Origin of the sequence: Neoalteromonas flava, assembly GCF_002807685.1 — a bacterium.
GTDB lineage: Bacteria > Pseudomonadota > Gammaproteobacteria > Enterobacterales > Alteromonadaceae > Alteromonas_E > Alteromonas_E flava.
Window position 1 is genome coordinate 706,282 of sequence record NZ_PEAX01000001.1, and the last position, 21,935, is coordinate 728,216.

A 21,935-nucleotide genomic window follows, 5' to 3' on the forward strand; every position below is an offset into this window, starting at 1 on the left:
GCGTCCTCAATTTTTGCAACTATTTAAAACAACATGTGGTTTAAAAATCTAAAAGCGTATCGCTTGAATACGCCCCTTTCGCTCGATCCAGAATCCGTTGAATCCAGCCTAGGCGAACTTGCTTTTCGCCCCTGCGGCAAGCATGAGACTGCCAGCATGGGGTTTGAACCTCCTTTCGCTGCCTCCGGCATGCGTAATGCCAGTATGCTATGCCATGTAGTAGAAGGTCGCTACTGGATATGTCTGAAGAAGCAAGAGCGGATCTTACCGGCATCTGTGGTGAACGCAGAACTTGCCGAGAAAGTTGCTTCTATCGAAGCAGAAACCGGCAGCCCCGTGGGCAAGAAAGCGCAATCCGATTTACGTCAAGAGATCATCACGCGTTTGTTACCACAAGCATTCACGAAAAATAGCTACACCCATGGGTTTATCGCCACGCAACATGACCTAGTATTAGTTAATGCCAGCAGTGATGGTGCCGCTGAAGCTTTTCTCGCACACGTGCGCAAGGCCTTGGGGTCGCTCCCCGTGGTTCCGCTGGTGCGCCATAGCCTGCAAGCAGCTCTCACAGAATGGGTCAGTGATAAGCCTCCACATGAGATTATTCTGCAGGACGAAGCTGAATTAAAATCAGTGAACGATGATGGCGCAATTATTCGCTGTAAACATCAAGACTTGTTCAGTGATGAAATCAAGTTGCATCTCAATTCTGGCAAATTGTTACAGAAAGTCGCTATCGAATGGGACGAGCGATTACAATGCGTTATCCAAGAGGATGGTGCCATAAAACGCTTGAAATTTACCGATGTAGTAAAGGAGCAAAATGCCGACATTCCTAAGGATGAATTGGCGGCGAAACTGGATGCTGATTTTGCGCTAATGTCGGGTGAAATCCTGGCCTTTATGGAAGCATTCAAGGCAATGTTTCAGCTTGATAAAGAAGTTTGACCGGGTCATTCCGAGCCACACTTTAGTGGCTTGACTATTAATATTGGGGGTAGACAAGGTCGCTTAGTTTAGCCCCCAACGAGCCATGATCTGTTCATACTGACCAGTCGCTTTCAGTTCTGCCAAGCCTTTTTGTAATGCCATGACTGTGTTGACTGGTGTTTTCGTTCCCGTTGCCATTTCTAAGTCTACAGTAAGTTCGTCAATGTGTAGCAACGGCTTAACTGCATCAGGATCGTGTCCAGCCGCAATGATTTCAAAAGGACTTGTGGTGAAATTCATCAACACCGCATCTACACGACCAAGAAAAAGCATTGACCACAATTGTTCGACACGCACGAATAAAGTGAGATTTTCACCTTCAACAAACCCTTTCTGCATAAGATAATTGGCTGCGCCATAGCCGCGGATAGTCGCTATTCGCAGTGACTTTGCTTGGTCAATATTATCCAGCGCCTCTAGTTGACGATTTTTTAAGCCAATGAGATGCGCATCGGCAACCCCAACTTTGCCGATCCACTGTAATGAGTCGAGCCTTTGGGGCGTTTTTAGTGCAGTCAACAGCACAATGTTCGGATGCTGACGGGCTTCAACGATAGCTCGTGCCCACGGCAAATGCGAAATCGTAGCATCGATTTGGGTTTCAGCCAGTAACGCTTGCGCGAGTTCAAATGCTGCACCTTGTGGGCGACCGTCTTTATCTAACCAGTAGTAGGGCGGAACAATTTCAGAATAAAAACGTAATTGAGGAGGAGTTTCAGCGGCACGACAAAGGGAGCTCCCGATGACAAGGGTGCAAATGACCAATAAACCTTGGCAAATTATATTGCGCAATTGAACCTCTCATATCGAAACACGCAACGCCTTAAATATAGTCTGCGTAAAGCGCTATAAAAGCAAATTAAATTCGAGTTGCGAGTTTCACAATGAAAGGCTCCACGTTCACTTGCGGCTAGGTGGAGCCAATTGATATTAGGAGAATATTACTTTTGCTTGGTCGCGCATGTCTTTAAATTCGTCGCTGTCTAACTCTTTTACATCGGCGACTACACCGCGTTGCAATGCGAGGTTGAATACAGCATCTTTCTGACTTTCCATCTGGCCACTAACGGAAGCGCCAACACGCACAAAATCAAGGTAGGTCAGATTTGCAGGAATGATTGATAAATCTTTCCAACTTGCCGCGACACTGGAAAAGTCAGTTGAGAATCCCCACGCATCCATTATCGCTGCGCCGATCTTGCCCGACATTTTGTCGATTGCATCCTCAAGAAACGTTGGATTGGCAAAGACTTCAGCATGGCGCTCAGCCTCTGTGAGAATTGGCAATACTCCAATTTTGGATACCAATGCCGCCAATGTTGCTGAATCCAGTTGCAACTCGCGTTTTTTGGTACGCTGAGTATACATCTGTAGCGCTGCCATCGTATTCGCTGCAATATCCACGGTTTTTTCCCACTCGCGTTTGAGATATTCAGCAACCACGTCATTTTTCGAAACGAAAAGTTGTTCCATCGCTAACGCAGTTGCAATGTTCTTTATCTGGCGCAAACCAATTCGGGTTACCGCTTGGCTCACGGAACTCACTTTTACCGTGCGTCCCATATAAGCGCTATTTGAAATTTTTATCATGCGAGCGCTTAAAGATGGATCCTGCGAAATGACATCTGACATTGCATTTAGGTTAATTTCAGGATCATCCGCCGCCTTCCTAACCTTTAGAGCTATCGCCGGTAAAGTCGGCAAAACCAGAGTATCGTTATTAATTTTTTCGGTAAGAATCGTTAACAGAGCGTTTTGTGTTGACATGTTTTTGCCTTATGTAACCGCGAATGGCGAGACTGACTTTTTTTGTTATCTGGTTATAGCGTAAACGATTCAGCATGACAGTCAATTGGAAAGTGCGTTTGATGCTTGATCAAAATCAACTCAGACGACGCTTGCGACAATTGCGATAGCAATACAATGACTCGCAATGCGGTTTACCTAATTTACTGAGAGACATCTAGCGGCGCATTGGATATTAGTCAAATGAGCTACAATTCAGGTATGCTAATAACTCAATATAACAATAACGACAAAAGAGAACTTTATCGTGCGAACGTCCTTTAAAACAACCCTACTGTGCAGCAGCGTAATCGCTGCCTGTGCGACACTTTTTGCGTGTTCGAAACAACCCGCTCCTGACACTAATACCGGTCCCGTTGCGGCAACGCCCAGCAGTATTGAGTATTTAGGTTCACCAGAACGACTATCCATCTATTATCCAGTCGATCTAACCGCTGATTTAAGCCATTTGTCAGCAAACCAGAAAGCGATGGTGGGTTTACTGATCGATGCGTCTGAAATAATGGACGACCTGTTTTGGCAACAGGCATTTGGTGGTGATAAAAATACTTTCTTAGCAAACCTAGAAGATAATGCCGTGCGTCATTTTGCGACGATTAATTACGGCCCTTGGGATCGCTTAGCCGGAGACCAAGTATTTTTAAGTGGGTTTGACAAAAAAGCGGCTGGCGCTCAATTTTACCCTACAGATATGACCAAGAGTGAATTTGACGCGGCAGAATTTACCGATAAAGCAGGGTTATACAGCATGGTTGAACGCGATGCCGCAGGCAACCTTATCGCCGTTCCCTATTCACAAAAATTTACTGAGGAATTAACTCAAGCTGCTAATTTATTGCGCCAGGCAGCTGAACTTGCCGACGATCAAGAATTTGCCAATTACCTTAATCTTCGTGCTGACGCTTTACTCACTGATCAATATCAAGCGTCTGATATGGCTTGGATGGATATGAAGAATAATCCAATTGAGTTGGTGTACGGTCCAATTGAAACCTACGAAGACCAGCTCTACGGTTATCGCGCCGCATTTGAATCGTATGTACTGATTAAGGATCTTGCGTGGAGCGAGCGTTTGGCTAAATTCGCGGCATTTTTACCCGCATTGCAGCAGGGCTTGCCGGTTCCAGATGCCTACAAAGCGGAAATGCCGGGCGCGAACGCCGATCTCAATGCCTACGATGTGGTTTACTACGCTGGGCACAGCAACGCAGGTAGCAAGACAATTGCAATTAATCTGCCCAATGACGAAGAAGTTCAGTTAGCCAAGGGCACACGACGCTTACAACTAAAAAATGCTATGCGTGCCAAGTTCGATCATATCCTCGTCCCCATCGCTGAAGAGTTAATCGTACCAGAGCAACGCAAGCACATTACCTTTGATGCTTTTTTTGCCAATACCATGTTTCATGAAGTTGCGCACGGCCTAGGTATCAAGAATACCCTGAATGGTGAAGGTACTGTTCGGGCTGCGTTAAAAGAGCATGCGTCTGCGCTCGAAGAAGGCAAAGCCGACATTTTAGGCTTGTACATGGTGCAACAACTTTTAGAACAAGGTGAAATCACTGAGGGTACTTTGGAAGACTATTACACCACCTTTATGGCTGGCATCTTCCGTTCTGTGCGTTTTGGCGCTTCTTCCGCACATGGTCGGGCGAACATGATCCGATTTAATTTCTTCGCTGAACAAGGTGCATTCACGCGCAACGCTGAAGGCCAGTATCGCGTAGACATGGAAAAGATGGACGCTGCTATCGCGGCACTATCTCAGACCATATTGGTTCTACAAGGTGATGGCGATTATGCTGGGGTTGCTGGGTTAGTGGCTGACAAAGGGGTCATCAAAGAACAGCTGGCAGCTGATCTGGAGCGCCTTGCACAAGCGAATATACCAGTGGATATTCACTTCGAGCAAGGCAAGCAAATCTTAGGGTTATAAATCACTCAAGTTTTTTCGGCCGCTCTGTATAGGGCGGCCAGCCCAACAGTTTGCCTGCCAATACATGCAAGTGAATGTGATAAACCGTCTGACCGCCAAATTCATTGCAATTCATCACTGTGCGAAAGCCTTCGGTAGCAAAACCCTTTTGTTTGGCCAGCTCGGCTGCAACCCAATAGAGATGCCCCACCAGCTCGCGATCGGCTTGTCCGATATCGTTGATGGTAGCGATCCGTTTTTTGGGGATAACCAAAAAGTGCACAGGCGCTTGCGGATTGATGTCATTGAACGCCAGTGCAATGTCATCTTCATAAATTATATCCGCAGGAATGCTACGGTCGATGATCTTATCAAAAATGGTTTCGCTCATTTACTCTGCTCCGAAAACGATTATCCAAACACAAACCATAGCAGGATAACACCCAGCGCCAAACGATAAATCACAAACGGCAACATACCGATCCGCGATATCCAATTTAAAAACAAGTAGATACACAAATAGGCGCTAATGAATGAGAACCCAGCGCCGTAGAACAAAGCCGTCCAATCGACGCCCTCACCTTCCTTGAGCAGATCGAGCGTAGCCAGCAAACCCGCGCCTAAAATAGCAGGGATAGATAACAAAAAAGAGAAGCGTGCAGCACTTTCGCGGTCAAAACCGAGCATCAAGCTGGCTGTCATCGTAATACCAGAGCGCGAGGTTCCGGGGATTAACGCTAAAATTTGAGCTACACCGATAAAAATCGCATGTCCCCAGCGCATTTGTGACATTTTACGGCTCAACTTGGCTGTTGCGTCCGCGTACCACAGCAATAAACCAAAGCCAATCGTTGTTGCAGCCATCACTAATGCAGTTCGCGCATTCACTTCGATCCAATCTTTGAGTAGAAAGCCAACCACAATGATAGGTAAGGTCGCAATAACAATTGACCAGGCAAGTCGACTGTCATCCGATTGTTGACGAGTAAAGCCAGATTGCACAAAACCTACGGTCAGACGCATAACATCTTGGCGCAGGTAGATAAGCACAGCGAGGAGACTGCCAACATGCACCGCCACATCAAAGGCCAAGCCTTGGGTTCGCCAACCCAACAGTTCCGCAGGCAATAATAAGTGCGCAGAGCTGGATATGGGCAGAAATTCAGTGATCCCCTGAATGATGGCTAAAATGATAATTTCAAATAGCGTCATAACGTGGCGAACTCCAGTCGAAAACTACGGGCCATAATTTTTGTTTACTCTTATCGTATGCTTGCCACATTTGCTGATAAGTTTCACCCAATACGGGATGTTGATGCTTGGGTACTAGCTCAGCCAGCGGCTGCAAAACGAAGGCATTGTGAAGTATTTCTTCGCGCGGCAATACCACTGGCGAAGAAATTACTAATGAATCATAGGTGAGTAAGTCTAAATCCAGTGTGCGCGAGGCAAATTTCTTTTCACTGCGCTTGCGGCCATTGTCCTGTTCGATTTTCTTCAGCACTTGGCACACTTCTATGACCGACTTATCGGTATATGCGCCAACCACAAGATTATAAAACGCTGCGCCAGCGAACCCCACCGACTCACTTTCGTAAACCGACGAGACCTCAATATCAGCGAACATTTGAGACAAAGCGTTAACACCCGCACGGGTGTGTTTTTCACGTTCAATATTCGAACCTAGGCTGATTAATATGTAATGTTCGTTCACTGACCACGCACCAATCGCACAGCAACCACTTGAGCCTGCGGCAAAATGCCGGGCTTTTCAATCGTCATGTCAACACGAGTTAGCGGATACTCTGCTAAGAGTTTATCGCACAGTGTCTGCCCTAGTGCTTCTAACAATTCGAAATCACTGCCTGCCGCCACTGCTTCTAAGGTTGCTGCCACCGCTGCATAATCCACGGTATCGTTAACGTCATCGCTATGACAGGCGCGAGTAAGATCAGCGTCCATGACTAAGTCAACTCGAAGCTTGGTCAATTGGGTTCGCTCCCAATCATAGACCCCAATAATAGTCTCCAGCTCCAACCCTTTAATCAGTATTTGTTCCATGTTAAATCATACACTTGCGCACGTTAACCGCCAGAGGTTTGCAAGACTGCTCAGACTAGTCTTACTGGCGGCTTTCTTGTAATGTGCCGGTAGTTTAACTTGAACTCATGAACGATGACATGGTTGCATTGATAATTTTACTGGTTTGTGTGGCCTACCTGTGCGGTTCTCTTTCCAGCGCAGTGATGATTTGTCGTCTGTTTCAGTTACCCGATCCACGCTTTACTGGCTCAGGCAATCCCGGCGCAACCAATGTCTATCGCATTGGAGGACCAATCCCCGCAGTGCTGGTATTGGTCAGCGATATTCTTAAAGGCACTCTACCTACGTATGGAAGCTATTGGCTCGGCGTTGAACCCCTTTACCTAGGACTGATCGCAATTGCCGCCTGCTTGGGACATATTTTCCCACTGTTTTTTGGTTTTAAAGGTGGTAAGGCTGTCGCAACTGCCTTTGGTGCGATGCTCCCTATTGGGCTTGGTCTTGCGGGCTTATTAATTGTATGTTGGATAGCGGTTGTCGCATTGACCGGTTATTCTTCGCTTGGTGCTTTGGTCGCCGTTGGATTAGCGCCACTTTTTGTTTGGTTTATTAAGCCAGCCTATACGCTGCCAGTGGCCATGCTGAGTATTCTGATTATCGCCCGCCACCATGAGAACATTGCGCGTTTATGGCAAGGTAAAGAAAGCAAAGTGTGGCAAAAAGGTAAAGCGCGCGAATAATACCAACGGTTCGATTAAATCGGTAATAGGCTGTCGAGCGGCCAACGCGGCTTTGCCTTGCAGTCATAAGTGGTGCGCTCTCCTGCGAGCAGACGTTGGGCTCCCGCGTACGCAATCATTGCGCCATTGTCGGTACAAAACGCTAAGTTTGGGTAAAACACTTCGCCCTTCAACTGCTGCATTAAATCAGCCATTTTCTCGCGCAGGACCAAATTGGCGCTGACGCCACCAGCGATCACCAAGCGGTTACCGTTAACCTGTTTGAGCGCACGCTTGCACTTTATGATAAGCGTGTCTACCACCGCCTCTTGAAAGGCATACGCAATATTAGCCTTGGTTTGTTGATCCTCAGCGGCATCACGGATGGTATTGGCGGCAAAGGTTTTTAAGCCACTGAAACTAAAATCCAGTCCAGGGCGATCGGTCATTGGACGTGGAAATTGATAATGGCCAGGCTCACCTTGCTCAGCCAATTTCGCCAACATTGGGCCGCCAGGGTAGTCCAAACCCAGCAGTTTTGCGGTTTTATCAAAGGCTTCTCCGGCCGCATCATCGATAGATTCACCCAATACTTCATAATTACCGAGCCCTTGCACATTAACTAGCATGCTGTGACCGCCCGATACGAGTAATGCAACGAAAGGATATTGCGGCTGCTCTGCTTCGAGCATGGGGGCCAACAAATGTCCTTCCATATGATGCACCCCAACGATCGGGATATCCCACGCATAGCCTAACGCTTTGGCAACTGACGCTCCCACTAGCAATGCTCCCACGAGGCCCGGCCCTTGGGTAAAAGCAATACCTTCGATATCCTTGGCTTGCAGCTTAGCGTCATCGAGCGTTTGTTGGATAAGAGGGAGGATTTTGCGCACATGGTCGCGAGAGGCCAATTCAGGCACTACACCACCATAGTCAGCATGCAACTTCACTTGACTATACAAGCAATGGGCTAACAAGCCTTGTTCGGTATCATAAATGGCAATACCGGTTTCGTCACATGAGGTTTCTATTCCTAAAACGCGCATCTTTTTTCTTACCTACAATCAACTTTCGCGCGTAGTGTACGTGTTTGGCAGTTTTTAGCAAATACGACTTTACTTCTGCGTCAGATATGATTAGAATTTCGCACCATTTTTAACCCGGGTGGAGTTTTCTCCTCAAATTAATGCCCGGTAGAACACATTAAATTTTGAGGTGAAATCTTAGATGCCTATCGTTAAAGTTAGAGAAAACGAGCCGTTTGACGTTGCTCTTCGTCGTTTTAAACGTTCATGTGAAAAAGCTGGTGTGCTTTCTGAAGTTCGTCGTCGCGAATTTTTCGAAAAGCCAACTTGGGAACGCAAGCGCAAAAAAGCTGCTGCTAAAAAGCGTCACATGAAAAAATTGGCTCGTGAAAACGCGCGTCGCGTAAAACTCTACTAAGATAGAACGTTTTTACGATCAAACGCGCCGTTAAGGCGCGTTTTTGTTTGTGTTGATAAAAAGGATCGCTGCATGCCGTTAATTGATGAATTAAAAGAAGCGCAAAAAGATGCAATGCGCGCGAAAGATAAATTACGTTTAGGAACAATCCGCATGGCTCTAGCAGCCATAAAACAACGTGAAATTGATGAACGGATCACGTTAACGGATAGCGATATTCTTGCTGTGATCACCAAGATGGTCAAACAACGCAAAGACGCTGCACAACAATTTGACGATGCCAAGCGTGCGGATCTCGCCGACAATGAACGCGCCGAAATAGTGATCTTGGAAACCTTCCTACCCCAGCCTCTTAGCGAAGATGAATTGGCCTATTTGATCAACCAAGCCATGACTGAAACTGGCGCAAGCGGGATGCAAGACATGGGTAAAGTCATGGGTTGGTTGAAGCCAAAAGTCCAAGGGCGGGCTGATATGGGCGCACTCAGTGGCAAAATAAAAGCCAAACTCGGTTAGTTTTACCCCTAGCGACCAGGCGCCAAAGGCGCTTGGCAGCTGATTCGAGTACTGCTACAGTTAGTCCCCTTTATTTATAGGAATCTCCTTTCTGCATGGCTGGCTTAATCCCGCGCGATTTTATTGAGGACATGATTGCCCGCACTGACATTGTGGAAATTGTGGATAGCCGGGTAAAACTCAAAAAAGCAGGGAAGAATTATCAAGCCTGCTGTCCTTTCCATAACGAAAAGTCACCCTCTTTCACGGTTAGCCAAGATAAACAGTTTTACCACTGTTTCGGTTGTGGTGCGCACGGCAACTCAGTCTCATTCTTAATGGAGTTTGACCGTTTAGAGTTTCCTGAGGCCATAGAAGAGTTGGCCCGCTATCACGGGGTTGAAGTGCCACGTGAAAAATCCAATTCGCCACAGAAACCCTCAGTCGGCAGAGAACAACTTGACGATGACTTTGCCTTAATGGAAAAAGCCACACGCTTTTTTCAACACCAACTCAAGCAGCATGCACAATCTAACCGTGTTATCGAGTATCTTAAGCAGCGTGGTCTAAGTGGCGAAACAGTTAAGCATTGGGAAATCGGATACGCCCCCTCCGAATGGGACGGTGTGCTCAAACAATTTGGTCAGGGGCCTAAACAGCAGCAACAGCTGCTGGACTTAAAACTGATCAGTGAAAACGATCGTGGCAAACGTTTTGATTTTTTCCGCGATCGCTTAATGTTTCCAATCCGCGATAAGCGTGGCCGCGTGGTCGGTTTCGGCGGACGGGTTTTCGAACAAGACGGTCCTAAATACCTGAATTCTCCAGAAACCCGGATTTTCCATAAAGGCAGTGAACTTTATGGCTTTTATCAAGCTCGCCAAGCGCACCGTAACTTGCCCCAAGTATTAGTGGTCGAGGGCTACATGGACGTTGTTGCTTTGTCGCAGCACGGTATTGACTATGCAGTCGCTGCGTTAGGCACCGCAACGACACCAGAACATATCCAAATGTTGGTGCGTGCTACCGATGATATTATTTGCTGTTACGACGGCGACCGCGCCGGCAGAGAAGCTGCGTGGCGAGCTATGGAAAATGCTCTGGCTTACTTAAAAGACGGGATCACCATGCGCTTTTTGTTTCTCCCCGACGGTGAAGATCCCGACAGCTTGGTGCAAAAGATAGGAAAAACCGCGTTTGAAGAAAAGCTTAAAGACGCCCAACCGCTGTCAAAATTTCTATTTGATCGCCTGATGCAACAACACACCACCAGCACTTCCGAAGGCAAAGCGGCGTTAAAAGCCCACGCCCAGCCTTTAATTGATAAAATTTTAGGTGAAAACCAGCGCGACATTTTAAATCAAGAGCTTAGTCGTTTATGTGGAGAGCGCGATCGCTACCAACGCGAACGTGATATTCAGCAAGCTAACGCGCGTTCAACGGCGCCGCAAAAGTCTAGCTATGGTGCCCCAAAAGCCAGTATCTCTCCCGTTCGCACCATGATCCGACTATTATTGGATAATCCAGCTCTTGCTGCACAATTGCCCGATATTGATTTTGCCTTCTTAAGTGACAGCCCAATTCTGGGCATGCCATTGCTCCAGTCTGTGCACACATTTTGTCAGCAAAATAGCCATGCCCACACAGGGATGGTACTAGAGTACTTTCGCGGCAAGCCTGAAGCCAGTCATCTTGCCAAGTTATTGCAACAAGAATTCTTAATCGATGACAGCGCTGCAAGTAAAGTCTTCACTGACAGCTTTAAAAAGTTAATCCACTGGCATTTTGAGCAGCGCATGGATGTATTAATGAGCAAAGATCGCGTCCACGGACTGAGCCAAGCGGAAAAGCAAGAGCTGAATTTGTTAATGCAGGCTAAAAAGCCCGTTTGATGACCTTGAAATTGAACATTTGATAACCATATTGTCTGGCAAGAATGGTGATTTATCTGCTATACTGGTCAATTCGCCAGAGTCCCTGTAAAAGTAAACTAAACTTACTTTCACGCTCGGCCGTAAAGGTTAGAACTGAGTGTCTGGCCGAGGCAACAAAACCATTTAGCACTCAGCGTTTCAGCTAAATGCGTATGATGACATTGAATAGCGCTATTCAAATGAGAGAAGTGTAAAATTTATGCCGCAAAACAAGCAGTCTCAGATCAAACTTCTGATTGCCAAAGGAAAAGAACAAGGTTACTTAACTTTTGCCGAAGTTAATGACCACCTTCCACAAGATATCATCGACTCGGATCAGATTGAAGATATCATTCGAATGATCAACGACATGGGTATTCAGGTATCTGAATCTGCGCCAGATTCAGACGAATTGCTCATGCAAGAAACTACGGCTGATGAAGAAGTTGCCGAAGCGGCAGCGCAAGCACTTGCCACCGTTGAAAGCGAAATAGGACGCACCACCGATCCAGTCCGTATGTACATGCGTGAAATGGGTACAGTTGAACTGCTTACTCGAGAAGGCGAGATTGAAATCGCGAAGCGCATTGAGGACGGCATCAATCAGGTACAATGTTCTGTTGCCGAGTATCCAGAGGCCATCACTTACTTGTTGGATCAATGGGACTTGTATGAAGCAGAAGAAATTCGCTTAAGTGACATTATTATCGGGTTTGTTGATCCTAACGAAGAAGACGTAGCACCTACAGCAACCCATGTAGGGTCAGAGTTATCACAGGAAGATCTGGATGACGAAGACGATGATGAAGATGACGACGACGATTCTGATTCAGAAGAAGATGATAACAGCGTAGATCCAGAGGTTGCGCGCGAAAAGTTTACTGAACTACGTGAGCAATATGTAAAAACTCGTGAAATGATCGAGAAAAAGGGCCGCGCGCACAAAGATGCTCGTGCTCAGATCAATGCGCTTAGCGACGTGTTTAAAGAATTCCGCTTGGTTCCAAAGCAGTTCGACCGAATGGTGAAGAACATGCGTGACATGATGGACCGCGTGCGTATTCAAGAGCGTTTAGTGATGAAATATTGCGTTGTTAACGCAAAGATGCCAAAGAAAGATTTCATCAAAGCCTTTGCAGGTAACGAAACTACTACCGATTGGTTAGACGTATTACTGGCTACCGACAAAGATTATGTACCTGCATTGCGCGATCAAAAAGAAGAAATTGAGCGCAGCGTCAGCAAAATGAACCAAGTAGAAGCTGAAACAGGCTTAGTTATCGCTGATATCAAAGATATCAATCGCCGGATGTCAATTGGCGAAGCGAAGGCTCGTCGCGCGAAAAAAGAAATGGTCGAAGCAAACTTGCGTTTGGTTATTTCAATTGCGAAGAAATACACCAACCGTGGTCTACAGTTCTTGGACTTGATCCAAGAAGGTAATATCGGTTTGATGAAAGCGGTAGATAAGTTCGAATACCGTCGCGGTTACAAATTCTCAACCTATGCAACGTGGTGGATCCGCCAGGCAATCACTCGCTCTATTGCCGACCAGGCGCGTACTATCCGTATCCCGGTACACATGATTGAGACTATCAATAAGTTGAATCGGATTTCACGCCAGATGCTGCAAGAAATGGGTCGTGAACCGACACCAGAAGAACTATCTGAACGCATGTTGATGCCAGAAGATAAGATCCGTAAGGTGCTGAAAATTGCCAAAGAGCCAATCTCAATGGAAACGCCAATCGGTGATGATGAAGATTCGCACTTAGGTGATTTCATTGAGGATAATACCATTATCCAGCCGCTCGACTCTGCCACTGGTGGTAGTTTGAAAGATGCTACTCAAGAAGTTTTGGCGGGCCTTACGGCACGAGAAGCGAAGGTGTTGCGCATGCGTTTCGGTATCGATATGAATACTGACCATACCCTTGAAGAGGTGGGTAAGCAGTTTGACGTAACCCGTGAGCGGATCCGTCAGATCGAAGCGAAGGCATTGCGTAAATTGCGCCATCCTAGTCGGTCAGAGCAGCTCAAAAGCTTCCTTGACGACTAAATACTTCTGACTAGTGTATCGATTCAAAAAACCCGCAAATGCGGGTTTTTTTATACTCTAATTCTCATGCATAGAAGTAGTTTATCAACTTAAATAATTAACCTAAACTAAACGAATCATCCTTTACTAGTGCATCACCTACTTTTTATGTGCCGTACTGCTCATCCGTTTCGCTTGCTACTTGGCTTGTCTCTAGCCATTACACTGACTTGTGGTACCTGCAGAGCAGCCAGTGTGGAAGAGGTCCAGCAAGCCAGAGCTAACGGCGATATAGCCTTAGCAGATGACCTCGCCCAGCAATTGTTAACACAAAGTAAGCAAATGAATGACTTGCAGATTCAAGCAGATGCACAGTATCAGCTGGGTCGCAATGCAATGGAACGCAATGTCTATCCCGATGCACAGCACTGGTTACAAGCCGCGCAAACCTTGTATCAGGATTTAGATAATCTAACGTCTTTAGCGCATACGTACCGGCAACTCGGCTTAACTTATCGTTATCAGTCGAACTATTCAGTTGCGTTAGAGTATCTGTACTTGGCTCTCGCTATATTTCAACAGAATGATAGTGAGCGAGAGCTTGCTTCGGTACATAACAGTATCGGTGTGGTTTTAGAAAAAATGGGCCAATTTAATGAAGCTGCCACCTATCACCAACAAGCACTAGAAGCGAATTATCGCCTCAACGACCAAGCAGGCATCGCTTCTGCGCTTTACAATCTGGGTGACATTCGGCGCATCATGGGCGATCTGGCCCTTGCTTTGGATTATTTTCAACAGGCGCTAGCACTCGACGAAGCCAGTGGTAATCGCAAAGATATTGCCTACAGTAGTTACAAAATTGGCTACGTGAGTATGCAGATGGGTGACTTCACCCAAGCGCGCGAATTTATGCAACGAGCCTATGATTTATTTGTGCAGATCGAAGCTCAACGTGATATCGATTGGGCGCGCTCTGGCTTGGCAGAGTTGAGCTTGTTAGAAGGTAATGTAGAGCAAGCAGCTACGCTTGCTGACACCCTGATAGGCAATGCAAAATCGAATAATTACAACAGCTTATTATTGGATCTATATTTACTTAAAATAGAAATATTAACCGCGCAACAAGCCTATGCTGACGCATTACTACTGATAGACGAAGCCCTGCCCTTCGCACAATCGATCGACGAATCACACAAGGTATCGCAACTTCTGGCGTTAAAAGTCACAGTATCAGAGCAGCAAAGTGATATTGCTCTCGCCTATTCAGCATTGAAACGTCAGAAAGCCTTAGACGATAATCTGTTTAATCAAAAGCGTTTAGATGCTATCGCCAGCACTCAGGCACAAACAGAGTTTGTTCGCCGAGCTAACCAAATTGCTTTACTGGAACAGCAGCAAGCATTGGCACAAGTTCAGGCGCAGCAGCGCAGTGAGCAGAGGCAGTTTATGTTAGCTGGCGTGATTGCTGCGCTAACAATTGGATTTCTTGCTTACTCTAGAATGATGCAAACCCGGTACACTCGTAAACTGGAAAGTGAAGTTAAAAGTCGCACTGCAGATTTACAAGCTGCTAATGAAGAGTTAGCCGCACTCAGCCTTACCGATAAACTAACAGGTTTAAAAAACCGGCGATTTTTTGAACACCAAATAACCGCAGATATCCAGTCAGTTTTGCGTAAGCACCAATCAGTACGCAATCAAAGTAAAGCGCCGATAGAGGCTGATTTATGCCTTTTCGTGATCGATATCGATAATTTCAAGGCAGTTAACGACACCTACGGGCACGTTGCTGGAGACCGCGTGTTACAACAAACTGCACACAGGGTACAGGGCGTTTTTCGTGCATCTGACTATGTTGTGCGCTGGGGAGGAGAAGAATTTGTTGCGGCAGCACGTTTCATCGAGCGGACTAAAGCTGAAGATATTGCTAATCGCCTCATTCATGATATGCAACGCCAACCCTTTGAGATTGACCAAGCCACGCAGCAAACGCTAACCTGCAGCATCGGTTTTGTGTGCTTCCCATTTAAACACAGTGATAGTGTTAGCAATGACTCCACAATGCGTGATCTGTTCAGTATCGCCGATAGTTGTTTGTATGCTGCGAAATCCTCTGGCCGAAATACGTGGGTTGGCATTACCGATGTCGCAAGCAACCCCAAATTACCACTGCCTGCCAGCATGGATGGACTTAAAGCACTAGCGGCGAAGGACTTGATAACGTTGGTTGTTGCTGAACGAGAAGCCGGAAATTCAAGCACTACTCAAGTGTAAACTAGCGCCAATCCAGAGCTGTCTAGACCGGCTCCAACAGAATTTGATATTAGGCTGGAATGATTCAGAGTGGCTTAACAATGGTTGAAGAAGTATGGTATTTAAACCGACTGATTTTTGGCAAGAATTGACAACTCCCAACCAACAAGTGTCACAGCATTGGTGGCCGCATGTGTTGTTAGTTGGAGTGATCGCCCTGCTTTCGATTCATTTTATTGGCCTAGACACCGGCCAGGTATATCAATCAGATTACTTCCGTTGGGTGCATTTAATATTTCTACCATTTCACGAGGCTGGACATATTTTCTTTGGTTTCTTTGGCCAATTTATGGGATCTTTGGGCGGCACGTTAGGACAGCTCATTTTGCCTTTGGTGTTTTGCTACGCGTTCTTTCGGCATAGGCATGATACCTTTGCTACCGCGGTTTGTGCTTGGTGGTTTGGGTTGAATTTTCTGGATATTGCACCGTACTTGGCGGATGCGCGAGCAGGCGTTTTACCACTTCTAGGTGGTAATTTTGGTCATTCCTCACCTTACGGGTTTCACGATTGGCATTATCTTCTTAATGAGACGGGCCTGATTGGCTACGACCAAGGACTCGCAACTATGTGTTTATGGTTCGGCCGGACCCTGATCATCGGATGTAATTATTGGCTACTAAAACTATTGGTTGCCGCTAAATAACTCCTATTTTTCAAGGTGGCTGTCTACCGGTGCAACAACAGGCGGCGTGCGCTCTTGCAGAAGTGGCTCATGGCCAATTTTTCCAATCGACGATAAGCGATTACGCGGGTTCACGATCGTAGGGCGCGTCAGCAGCAGATTGTTCGGATAAACAATCACTTCCCGCTCATCGGTGATCAGTTTTGCACTAAACAACGTGACGTCAGCAATGTAACCCTCGATATAATTGTCGCCGTCAATTATGCGAATGTAGTTCCCGCGTCGAAAAGACGGTTGAAATAACAAGACAAAATAACCGGTGACATTCGACAATAAAGACCAACTCGCAAATAACGCCACACCGGTTAATGTTAGCAATGACGTAGAGATGAGCAGCAAGCCACTGAAGTCGATACCCCAAACGACAAGTAGCGCCGATACTGTGACAATGCCGACGATCAAGCGAATGATATGGTAAGCCTTTTTTGCTGCTTCACTTTTAAGTTTAGAGCTGATGACTTTGCGTTCAATTAACGGCAAGGCCAATCGAGTAACAATAGTGTAAGCAATCAGTAATACACCAGACCAAATCAAATGCGACTGATAAACAGTCACCCATTGAGTGAGCTGATTTAGCCAGGGTGAATTAAACATAAAGCGCGCTCCCAACGCAGACAAATTAACGTTTGTAAACTTAAATGATTGTGCGCTCTGTTGCCCAATACAATGTGATTGCAGAGTCGCCGAACACTGATTTGAACCGATCATAGCACTTAGGTTTAGGGTTAACCAAGAAGCGGTGCTGACATATTTGTAGCAATGGGATATCTGCTGCGCTATCTGAATAGCCATAGCGGACTTGCGCGTCCGCTAGATAGCCCCCGCCTTGCAACAATGCAACCTTATTTTCCTGATAGCAGAACACGTCACTAACACGCCCACCAAGATATGCCTTGTCACTCGACCCCAGCAGAACGTCATACTCTATTTCTAAAGCCCGGCAGATATCACGCGCCAACCAGCGAAGTGCGCCGGTTATCACGATAATCTGATGCCCTTGTTGACGATGCCATTCTAACGCTTGTCGCCCCTGAGGAAAAACGCTAACTCGCTTTTGTTCGATCACAAAACGAGCAGCCTTACGGCGCAGCTTTAATGTCTTGTTGTACCCGAGCCCAACCGTTGCGGCCCACAAATAAAGAGAATTCCGCACTGCTAACTTAACATTTAATTTATTGGCTAAATGGATAAAAGGTAGCAGTGCGATTATCAACAGCTTGCGTCGCCATGAGCGTGTCAACATGAAGCGTAACCAGTGCGCCGTGCAATCCGCCGATATCAAGGTGTAGTCAAGATCAAACAAAGCAACCGTCGGTTGCTTTGTTGTTTGCTTGAGGTTAGCCATTGGCTCCTTCAGTTTTGCCTTTGTCGTAGGGAATTTCTTCCTGTAAATGTTCTACTTTTTGCGTTCTTTCCAATGGCGATGTAGTGTTGCGTGCAAACCATGCATAAGCGGTTGGAACGACGTATAAGGTCATAAATGTCGCAACAATAACGCCCGCAAAAATAACCATCCCTATCACTTCCCGGCTTTCAGCCCCTGGACCAGACGCTAAAACTAGCGGTAAGGCACTGAACACTGTGGTAAAGCCGGTCATTACTATCGGGCGTAAACGTAAACTAGCAGCCTTACGCAGTGCCATTTCAAACTCTTCGCCAGCATCACGTAACTGGTTGGCAAACTCTACAATCAATATCCCGTTCTTAGCTGCCAACCCAATCAACATCACCAAGCCAATTTGGCTGTAAATATTGATACTCAATTCAGAGACATATAAACCAATAAAGGCACCTAGTAAGGCGAGTGGCACAGTTAACATGATCACCCACGGATGGATCCAGCTTTCAAACTGTGCAGCTAACACTAAATAGGTCACCGCTAGCGCTAGTACGAAAATGAAAATGAACGAATTACCCGACTCTTGATACAGCTGCGATTCACCCTTGTAGTCGATCGACACCGAATCGGGTAGCTCGGTAGCGACAACGTTCTCTAAATAAGCCAACGCTTCACCTACGGTATAACCGTCGGCAAGGTTAGCGCTGATGGTAATTGCCCGCATCCGGTTATAGCGATTTAATTGTGCCGACGTTGCTCGTTCTTCGAAGGTGAGTAGATTGTCCATTGGGATCAACTGACCTGTGCGCTGCGAACGCACATACAGGTTATCGATGCTACGGGGACTGCGGAAGTCATCTTCATCGCCCTCTAAAATCACATCGTATTCTTCACCGCGGTCGAGGAACGTCGATACTCGGCGCTGTCCGAGCATGGTTTCCAATGTTCGACCAATATCCGATATAGACACACCGAGGTCAGCCGCACGGTCACGATTAATGTTCACCAATAACTGTGGGGAGGTCTCTTTATAATCCGTATCAATACGGACTAGATTCTCATTTTCAGCCGCCTTCGCCACTACGGTATCAGCCCATTCCACCAGTTCTTCGTATGTGTTCCCTTGCAACACAAACTGTACCGGACGCCCAAATCCACGCCCAGCTATCGAACTGCGCATAATGGCAAATGCCCGAACGTCTGGAATTTGACTTAACCGCCCACTGATTTCGTTCATTAACGCAAAGGTATCGCGTTTACGCTCATCCCAATTGGCGGCACCAACTATCGCAATTCCTGCGCCGCCCCCAAAGCCGGGTGTACGCACCAAAACTCGCTGCGCCTCTCCCGCTTCACGGTATTCCAGTAAGATCTCTTCTATCTTGGCAAGGTTGGCGGAATTACTTTCATAACTTGCCCCTTCTTGTGCTTGCATAAGAATAAAGAAATTGCCGCGATCTTCGCGCGGGACAAACTCTTCCGGCACTAACTTGTAGAGTTGATAAACCGCGACGACCGAAAATACGAGCAAAATTGTCATCAATAACGGTTGATGCAAGGTTTTGCTTAAGCTTTCAAAATAACTGTTTTCCAGCTTTTTGAAATTGCGGTCAACAAAGCGCCCAAAGGCTGAACTGCGCTCACGCTTTTGCAAAAGTTTTGATGCCATCATGGGGGAGAGTGTCAGCGCGGTAAAACTGGAGAATACCACCGCGGCTGCAATGGCAATGGCGAATTCAGTAAATAGACGGCCAATGTTACCCTCAAGGAAAACCAACGGCATAAACACACTGACTAATACTAACGTTGTAGCAATAACCGCGAAGCCAACCTCACGTGCGCCGCGATACGCAGCCAATATCGGTGGCTCGCCCAATTCAATTCGGCGATATATGTTTTCTAGTACCACGATGGCATCATCTACCACCAGACCAATCGCCAAGACTAAGGCCAATAACGTTAACAGGTTGATTGAGAAGCCCATGATATACATCACGGTAAAGGCAGAAATCAGCGCCACAGGCACAGTTACCGCAGGGATTAGTGTCGCGCGAACGTTGCCCAAGAACACATAGATCACCACGATAACCATAAACATCGCGATACCAAGGGTGGTATAAACCTCGTTGATCGACTCTTCAATGAACAGCGAAGAGTCATAACTTGGCACAATAAAGATGTTTTCCGGCAGCGTGTCCTCGATACGCTGAATTGCCTCTCTGGCCGAACGCGCCACTTCAAGGGTATTGGCTTTGGATTGTTTCACAATACCCAGGCCAATCATGTTAACCCCATCACCGCGAAAATCGGTTTTATCATCCACCGAGGTTAGCTCAACATGTGCAACCTCTTTTAAGCGTACCAAGTAGCCATCATTACCCACAGCTACGGTTAAATTGGCAAAATCATCCGGCGTTAAAAACGTCCGTGCGACGCGGACTTCCAAATCACGGTCTGCTGACTCTACCTGACCTGCCGGTAATTCGACGTTTTCTGAACGCACAATCCGCTCAATATCGGCTACTGTGACGCCACGGGCTGCCATGGCATTACGATCAAGCCAGACTTTCATAGCATAGTCGCGGCCACCACCCACCTGCACGCGAGCCACGCCCTCCGCGATCGACAAACGATCAACGATGTAGCGGCGCGCGTAATCCGTAAGCTCCATAGTGTTTAAATTGGTACTACGTAAGTTGTACCAAATGATGACGTTTTCGTCCGAGTTCGACTTCGAAACTTCGGGCGGGTCGGCCTGATCGGGTAAGTTATTCAATGCTCGACTTACCCGTTCTCGGACGTCATTACTGGCAGCGTCGATATCGCGGCTCAATTTAAATTCAATATTGATGTTCGAGCGTCCATTGCGGCTGGTTGAGGTAATGTTCTTGATCCCCTCGATCCCGCTGATGCGATCTTCCAATATTTGCGTAATCCGCGTTTCCACTATATTTGCTGACGCACCCGGATAATTGGTTGATATAGAGACAATCGGCGGATCAATATCCGGATATTCACGCAGTGACAACAACGAGATAGCAACCAGGCCAAATACAATCAACAGCAGGTTTACAACCGAGGCAAACACCGGCCGTTTTACAGAAGTATCTGAGATCCACATACATTAGCCCCTATTTGGCGTTGAGCACATTAACCGCCGCACCATCGCGCAAGCGCAGCGTTCCTTCGGTTACAATTTGTTGCCCCGGTTGCAAACCAGAGAGGATCTGCACCATTCCAGGACGGCGCTCGCCCACCATTACTTCGGTTGACTTCACTTTGTCACCCTCTACCACAAAGACAAATTGCTTTTCCTGAATGGGAACTAATGCCTTTTCAGGAACTACAATTGCTTCTAACATTTTGCGTTGCACAGTAATCTGTAACAGCATACCAGGGCGCAACAAGCCTTCTATATTGTCGATAATCGCGCGTACCTGAATGGAGCGAGTGACAGGGTCAAGGCGCGCATCAATACTTGAAATTTCGCCGTCGAAAGTTTGCTCAGGATAAGCTACAGATGTCGCGGTTACTTTTTGTCCTTCAGCAACGGACGCCAAATAAGCTTCAGAAACATTAAAATCAACCTTAACCCGGCTAATATCATCCAGCGTGGTTATCACATCGCCGGGACGCACCAACGCTCCTATACTAACCTGACGGATCCCTAACTTACCGCTAAATGGCGCCACCACTCGTAACTCACTGAGAGCCGCATTGGCCACATCTAATTGTGCTTCTAAAGCATCCACGCGAGCTTGTTGTTCATCCAATAACTGCTGCGACGCCACGCCCTCCTTAGCAAGCCCTTGAATGCGTTTAAGCTGACGCTTAGCTTCCGCAAGATTAATCTCTAATTCGTTTACACGCGCTTTCTCTGCACGGTTGTTCAATTCAACAATTAAGTCACCTTCCTCGACCTGATCTCCGTCGTCAAACACCACAGAGGTAACGACTTCTGCTTGTTGCGCCGTTAACTCAACGGACTCATTCGCTTGTGCTGTGCCCAAAGCTTCAATCACGATCGCGAATGGTTGAATGCTAACCGTTTCAGCCACAACAGGGGTGGCACCGCCACGACGCTGCTGTTGTTGGGCTTCAGCCATACCCAACCAACCCATAAGCTGCGGCCAATTGATGTAAACCAGAAAACCTGCCAGCAAGATAGCACCTACTAGCAATGGTGAAATACGAAATGCACGAGCCATAGTGATCCTGATATTATTTATT

20 protein-coding genes are annotated in these 21,935 nt (G+C 46.8%); 9 read left to right on the plus strand and 11 right to left on the minus strand.

Annotated elements, in window-relative coordinates; genetic code table 11:
- Nucleotides 1–33: 33 nt before the first annotated feature.
- The gene (gene rdgC, locus CSH92_RS03300) at nucleotides 34–948 is read left to right on the plus strand and encodes a recombination-associated protein RdgC (protein WP_100656163.1); all 915 of its coding nucleotides are present in this window, start codon (nucleotides 34–36) and stop codon (nucleotides 946–948) included.
- Between the two features lie 63 nt (nucleotides 949–1,011).
- Here rdgC and CSH92_RS03305 read toward each other — a convergent pair whose 3' ends face one another.
- Together CSH92_RS03305 and CSH92_RS03310 are read right to left on the minus strand one after the other, a co-directional pair.
- Nucleotides 1,012–1,782, minus strand: a complete 771-nt coding sequence (locus CSH92_RS03305) for a substrate-binding periplasmic protein (RefSeq protein WP_100656164.1) — start codon at nucleotides 1,780–1,782, stop codon at nucleotides 1,012–1,014.
- A 138-nt stretch (nucleotides 1,783–1,920) separates the two neighbouring features.
- On the minus strand, nucleotides 1,921–2,757 hold the full coding sequence (locus CSH92_RS03310) for an HDOD domain-containing protein (protein ID WP_100656165.1): 837 nt from the start codon (nucleotides 2,755–2,757) through the stop codon (nucleotides 1,921–1,923).
- Between the two features lie 283 nt (nucleotides 2,758–3,040).
- On the opposite strand from CSH92_RS03310, the gene CSH92_RS03315 reads away from it, so the two are divergent.
- Complete coding sequence (locus CSH92_RS03315) at nucleotides 3,041–4,732, plus strand: dipeptidyl-peptidase 3 family protein (protein ID WP_420807488.1); 1,692 nt, start codon at nucleotides 3,041–3,043, stop codon at nucleotides 4,730–4,732.
- A gap of 1 nt (nucleotide 4,733) precedes the next feature.
- Here the strand turns inward: CSH92_RS03315 and CSH92_RS03320 are convergent, their stop codons facing one another.
- Genes CSH92_RS03320 through folB form a run of 4 tightly spaced genes read right to left on the minus strand, consistent with a single transcriptional unit; the run spans nucleotide 4,734 to nucleotide 6,772 of the window.
- On the minus strand, nucleotides 4,734–5,102 hold the full coding sequence (locus CSH92_RS03320; protein ID WP_100656167.1) for a histidine triad nucleotide-binding protein: 369 nt from the start codon (nucleotides 5,100–5,102) through the stop codon (nucleotides 4,734–4,736).
- A gap of 20 nt (nucleotides 5,103–5,122) precedes the next feature.
- Nucleotides 5,123–5,923 (minus strand): undecaprenyl-diphosphate phosphatase, encoded by an 801-nt coding sequence (locus CSH92_RS03325; protein WP_100656168.1) that lies wholly within the window; start codon nucleotides 5,921–5,923, stop codon nucleotides 5,123–5,125.
- Entirely contained in the window at nucleotides 5,910–6,425 is a 516-nt protein-coding gene (folK, locus tag CSH92_RS03330) for a 2-amino-4-hydroxy-6-hydroxymethyldihydropteridine diphosphokinase (protein ID WP_100656169.1), read from the minus strand. Before folK ends, CSH92_RS03325 begins: the two co-directional genes overlap by 14 nt.
- Nucleotides 6,422–6,772 (minus strand): dihydroneopterin aldolase, encoded by a 351-nt coding sequence (folB, locus tag CSH92_RS03335; protein WP_100656170.1) that lies wholly within the window; start codon nucleotides 6,770–6,772, stop codon nucleotides 6,422–6,424. Before folB ends, folK begins: the two co-directional genes overlap by 4 nt.
- Nucleotides 6,773–6,891: 119 nt before the next feature.
- Between folB and plsY the strand changes: the two genes are divergently transcribed.
- On the plus strand, nucleotides 6,892–7,494 hold the full coding sequence (plsY, locus tag CSH92_RS03340; RefSeq protein ID WP_100656310.1) for a glycerol-3-phosphate 1-O-acyltransferase PlsY: 603 nt from the start codon (nucleotides 6,892–6,894) through the stop codon (nucleotides 7,492–7,494).
- 14 nt (nucleotides 7,495–7,508) lie between these two features.
- Here plsY and tsaD read toward each other — a convergent pair whose 3' ends face one another.
- Complete coding sequence (gene tsaD / locus CSH92_RS03345; RefSeq protein ID WP_100656171.1) at nucleotides 7,509–8,522, minus strand: tRNA (adenosine(37)-N6)-threonylcarbamoyltransferase complex transferase subunit TsaD; 1,014 nt, start codon at nucleotides 8,520–8,522, stop codon at nucleotides 7,509–7,511.
- A gap of 181 nt (nucleotides 8,523–8,703) precedes the next feature.
- On the opposite strand from tsaD, the gene rpsU reads away from it, so the two are divergent.
- The 6 genes from rpsU (at nucleotide 8,704) to CSH92_RS17150 (ending at nucleotide 16,327) form a co-directional block, all read left to right on the plus strand.
- A complete protein-coding gene (rpsU, locus tag CSH92_RS03350; protein WP_070123829.1) occupies nucleotides 8,704–8,919 on the plus strand; it encodes a 30S ribosomal protein S21 in 216 nt (71 codons plus the stop codon).
- Between the two features lie 72 nt (nucleotides 8,920–8,991).
- Entirely contained in the window at nucleotides 8,992–9,435 is a 444-nt protein-coding gene (locus CSH92_RS03355; protein WP_100656172.1) for a GatB/YqeY domain-containing protein, read from the plus strand.
- 95 nt (nucleotides 9,436–9,530) lie between these two features.
- Entirely contained in the window at nucleotides 9,531–11,306 is a 1,776-nt protein-coding gene (gene dnaG / locus CSH92_RS03360) for a DNA primase (RefSeq protein WP_100656173.1), read from the plus strand.
- 241 nt (nucleotides 11,307–11,547) lie between these two features.
- Nucleotides 11,548–13,386: an RNA polymerase sigma factor RpoD gene (rpoD, locus tag CSH92_RS03365; protein ID WP_100656174.1), complete on the plus strand. Its 1,839-nt coding sequence runs from the start codon at nucleotides 11,548–11,550 to the stop codon at nucleotides 13,384–13,386.
- Between the two features lie 147 nt (nucleotides 13,387–13,533).
- Entirely contained in the window at nucleotides 13,534–15,642 is a 2,109-nt protein-coding gene (locus CSH92_RS03370) for a tetratricopeptide repeat-containing diguanylate cyclase (protein ID WP_100656175.1), read from the plus strand.
- A 94-nt stretch (nucleotides 15,643–15,736) separates the two neighbouring features.
- Nucleotides 15,737–16,327 carry a hypothetical protein gene (locus CSH92_RS17150; protein WP_205662118.1) on the plus strand — a complete coding sequence of 197 codons (591 nt, stop codon included), beginning with the start codon at nucleotides 15,737–15,739 and terminating at the stop codon, nucleotides 16,325–16,327.
- A gap of 3 nt (nucleotides 16,328–16,330) precedes the next feature.
- Here the strand turns inward: CSH92_RS17150 and CSH92_RS03380 are convergent, their stop codons facing one another.
- Genes CSH92_RS03380 through CSH92_RS03395 form a run of 4 tightly spaced genes read right to left on the minus strand, consistent with a single transcriptional unit; the run spans nucleotide 16,331 to nucleotide 21,913 of the window.
- A complete protein-coding gene (locus tag CSH92_RS03380; protein WP_100656176.1) occupies nucleotides 16,331–16,960 on the minus strand; it encodes a mechanosensitive ion channel domain-containing protein in 630 nt (209 codons plus the stop codon).
- Nucleotides 16,961–17,000: 40 nt separating this feature from the next.
- Nucleotides 17,001–17,711, minus strand: coding sequence for an HAD-IB family phosphatase (locus CSH92_RS03385; protein ID WP_100656177.1), 711 nt, complete (start codon nucleotides 17,709–17,711; stop codon nucleotides 17,001–17,003).
- Nucleotides 17,704–20,826 carry an efflux RND transporter permease subunit gene (locus CSH92_RS03390; RefSeq protein WP_100656178.1) on the minus strand — a complete coding sequence of 1,041 codons (3,123 nt, stop codon included), beginning with the start codon at nucleotides 20,824–20,826 and terminating at the stop codon, nucleotides 17,704–17,706. The genes CSH92_RS03385 and CSH92_RS03390 overlap by 8 nt, the downstream gene beginning before the upstream one ends.
- 10 nt (nucleotides 20,827–20,836) lie before the next feature.
- Nucleotides 20,837–21,913 (minus strand): efflux RND transporter periplasmic adaptor subunit, encoded by a 1,077-nt coding sequence (locus tag CSH92_RS03395; RefSeq protein ID WP_100656179.1) that lies wholly within the window; start codon nucleotides 21,911–21,913, stop codon nucleotides 20,837–20,839.
- Nucleotides 21,914–21,935: the final 22 nt, after the last annotated feature.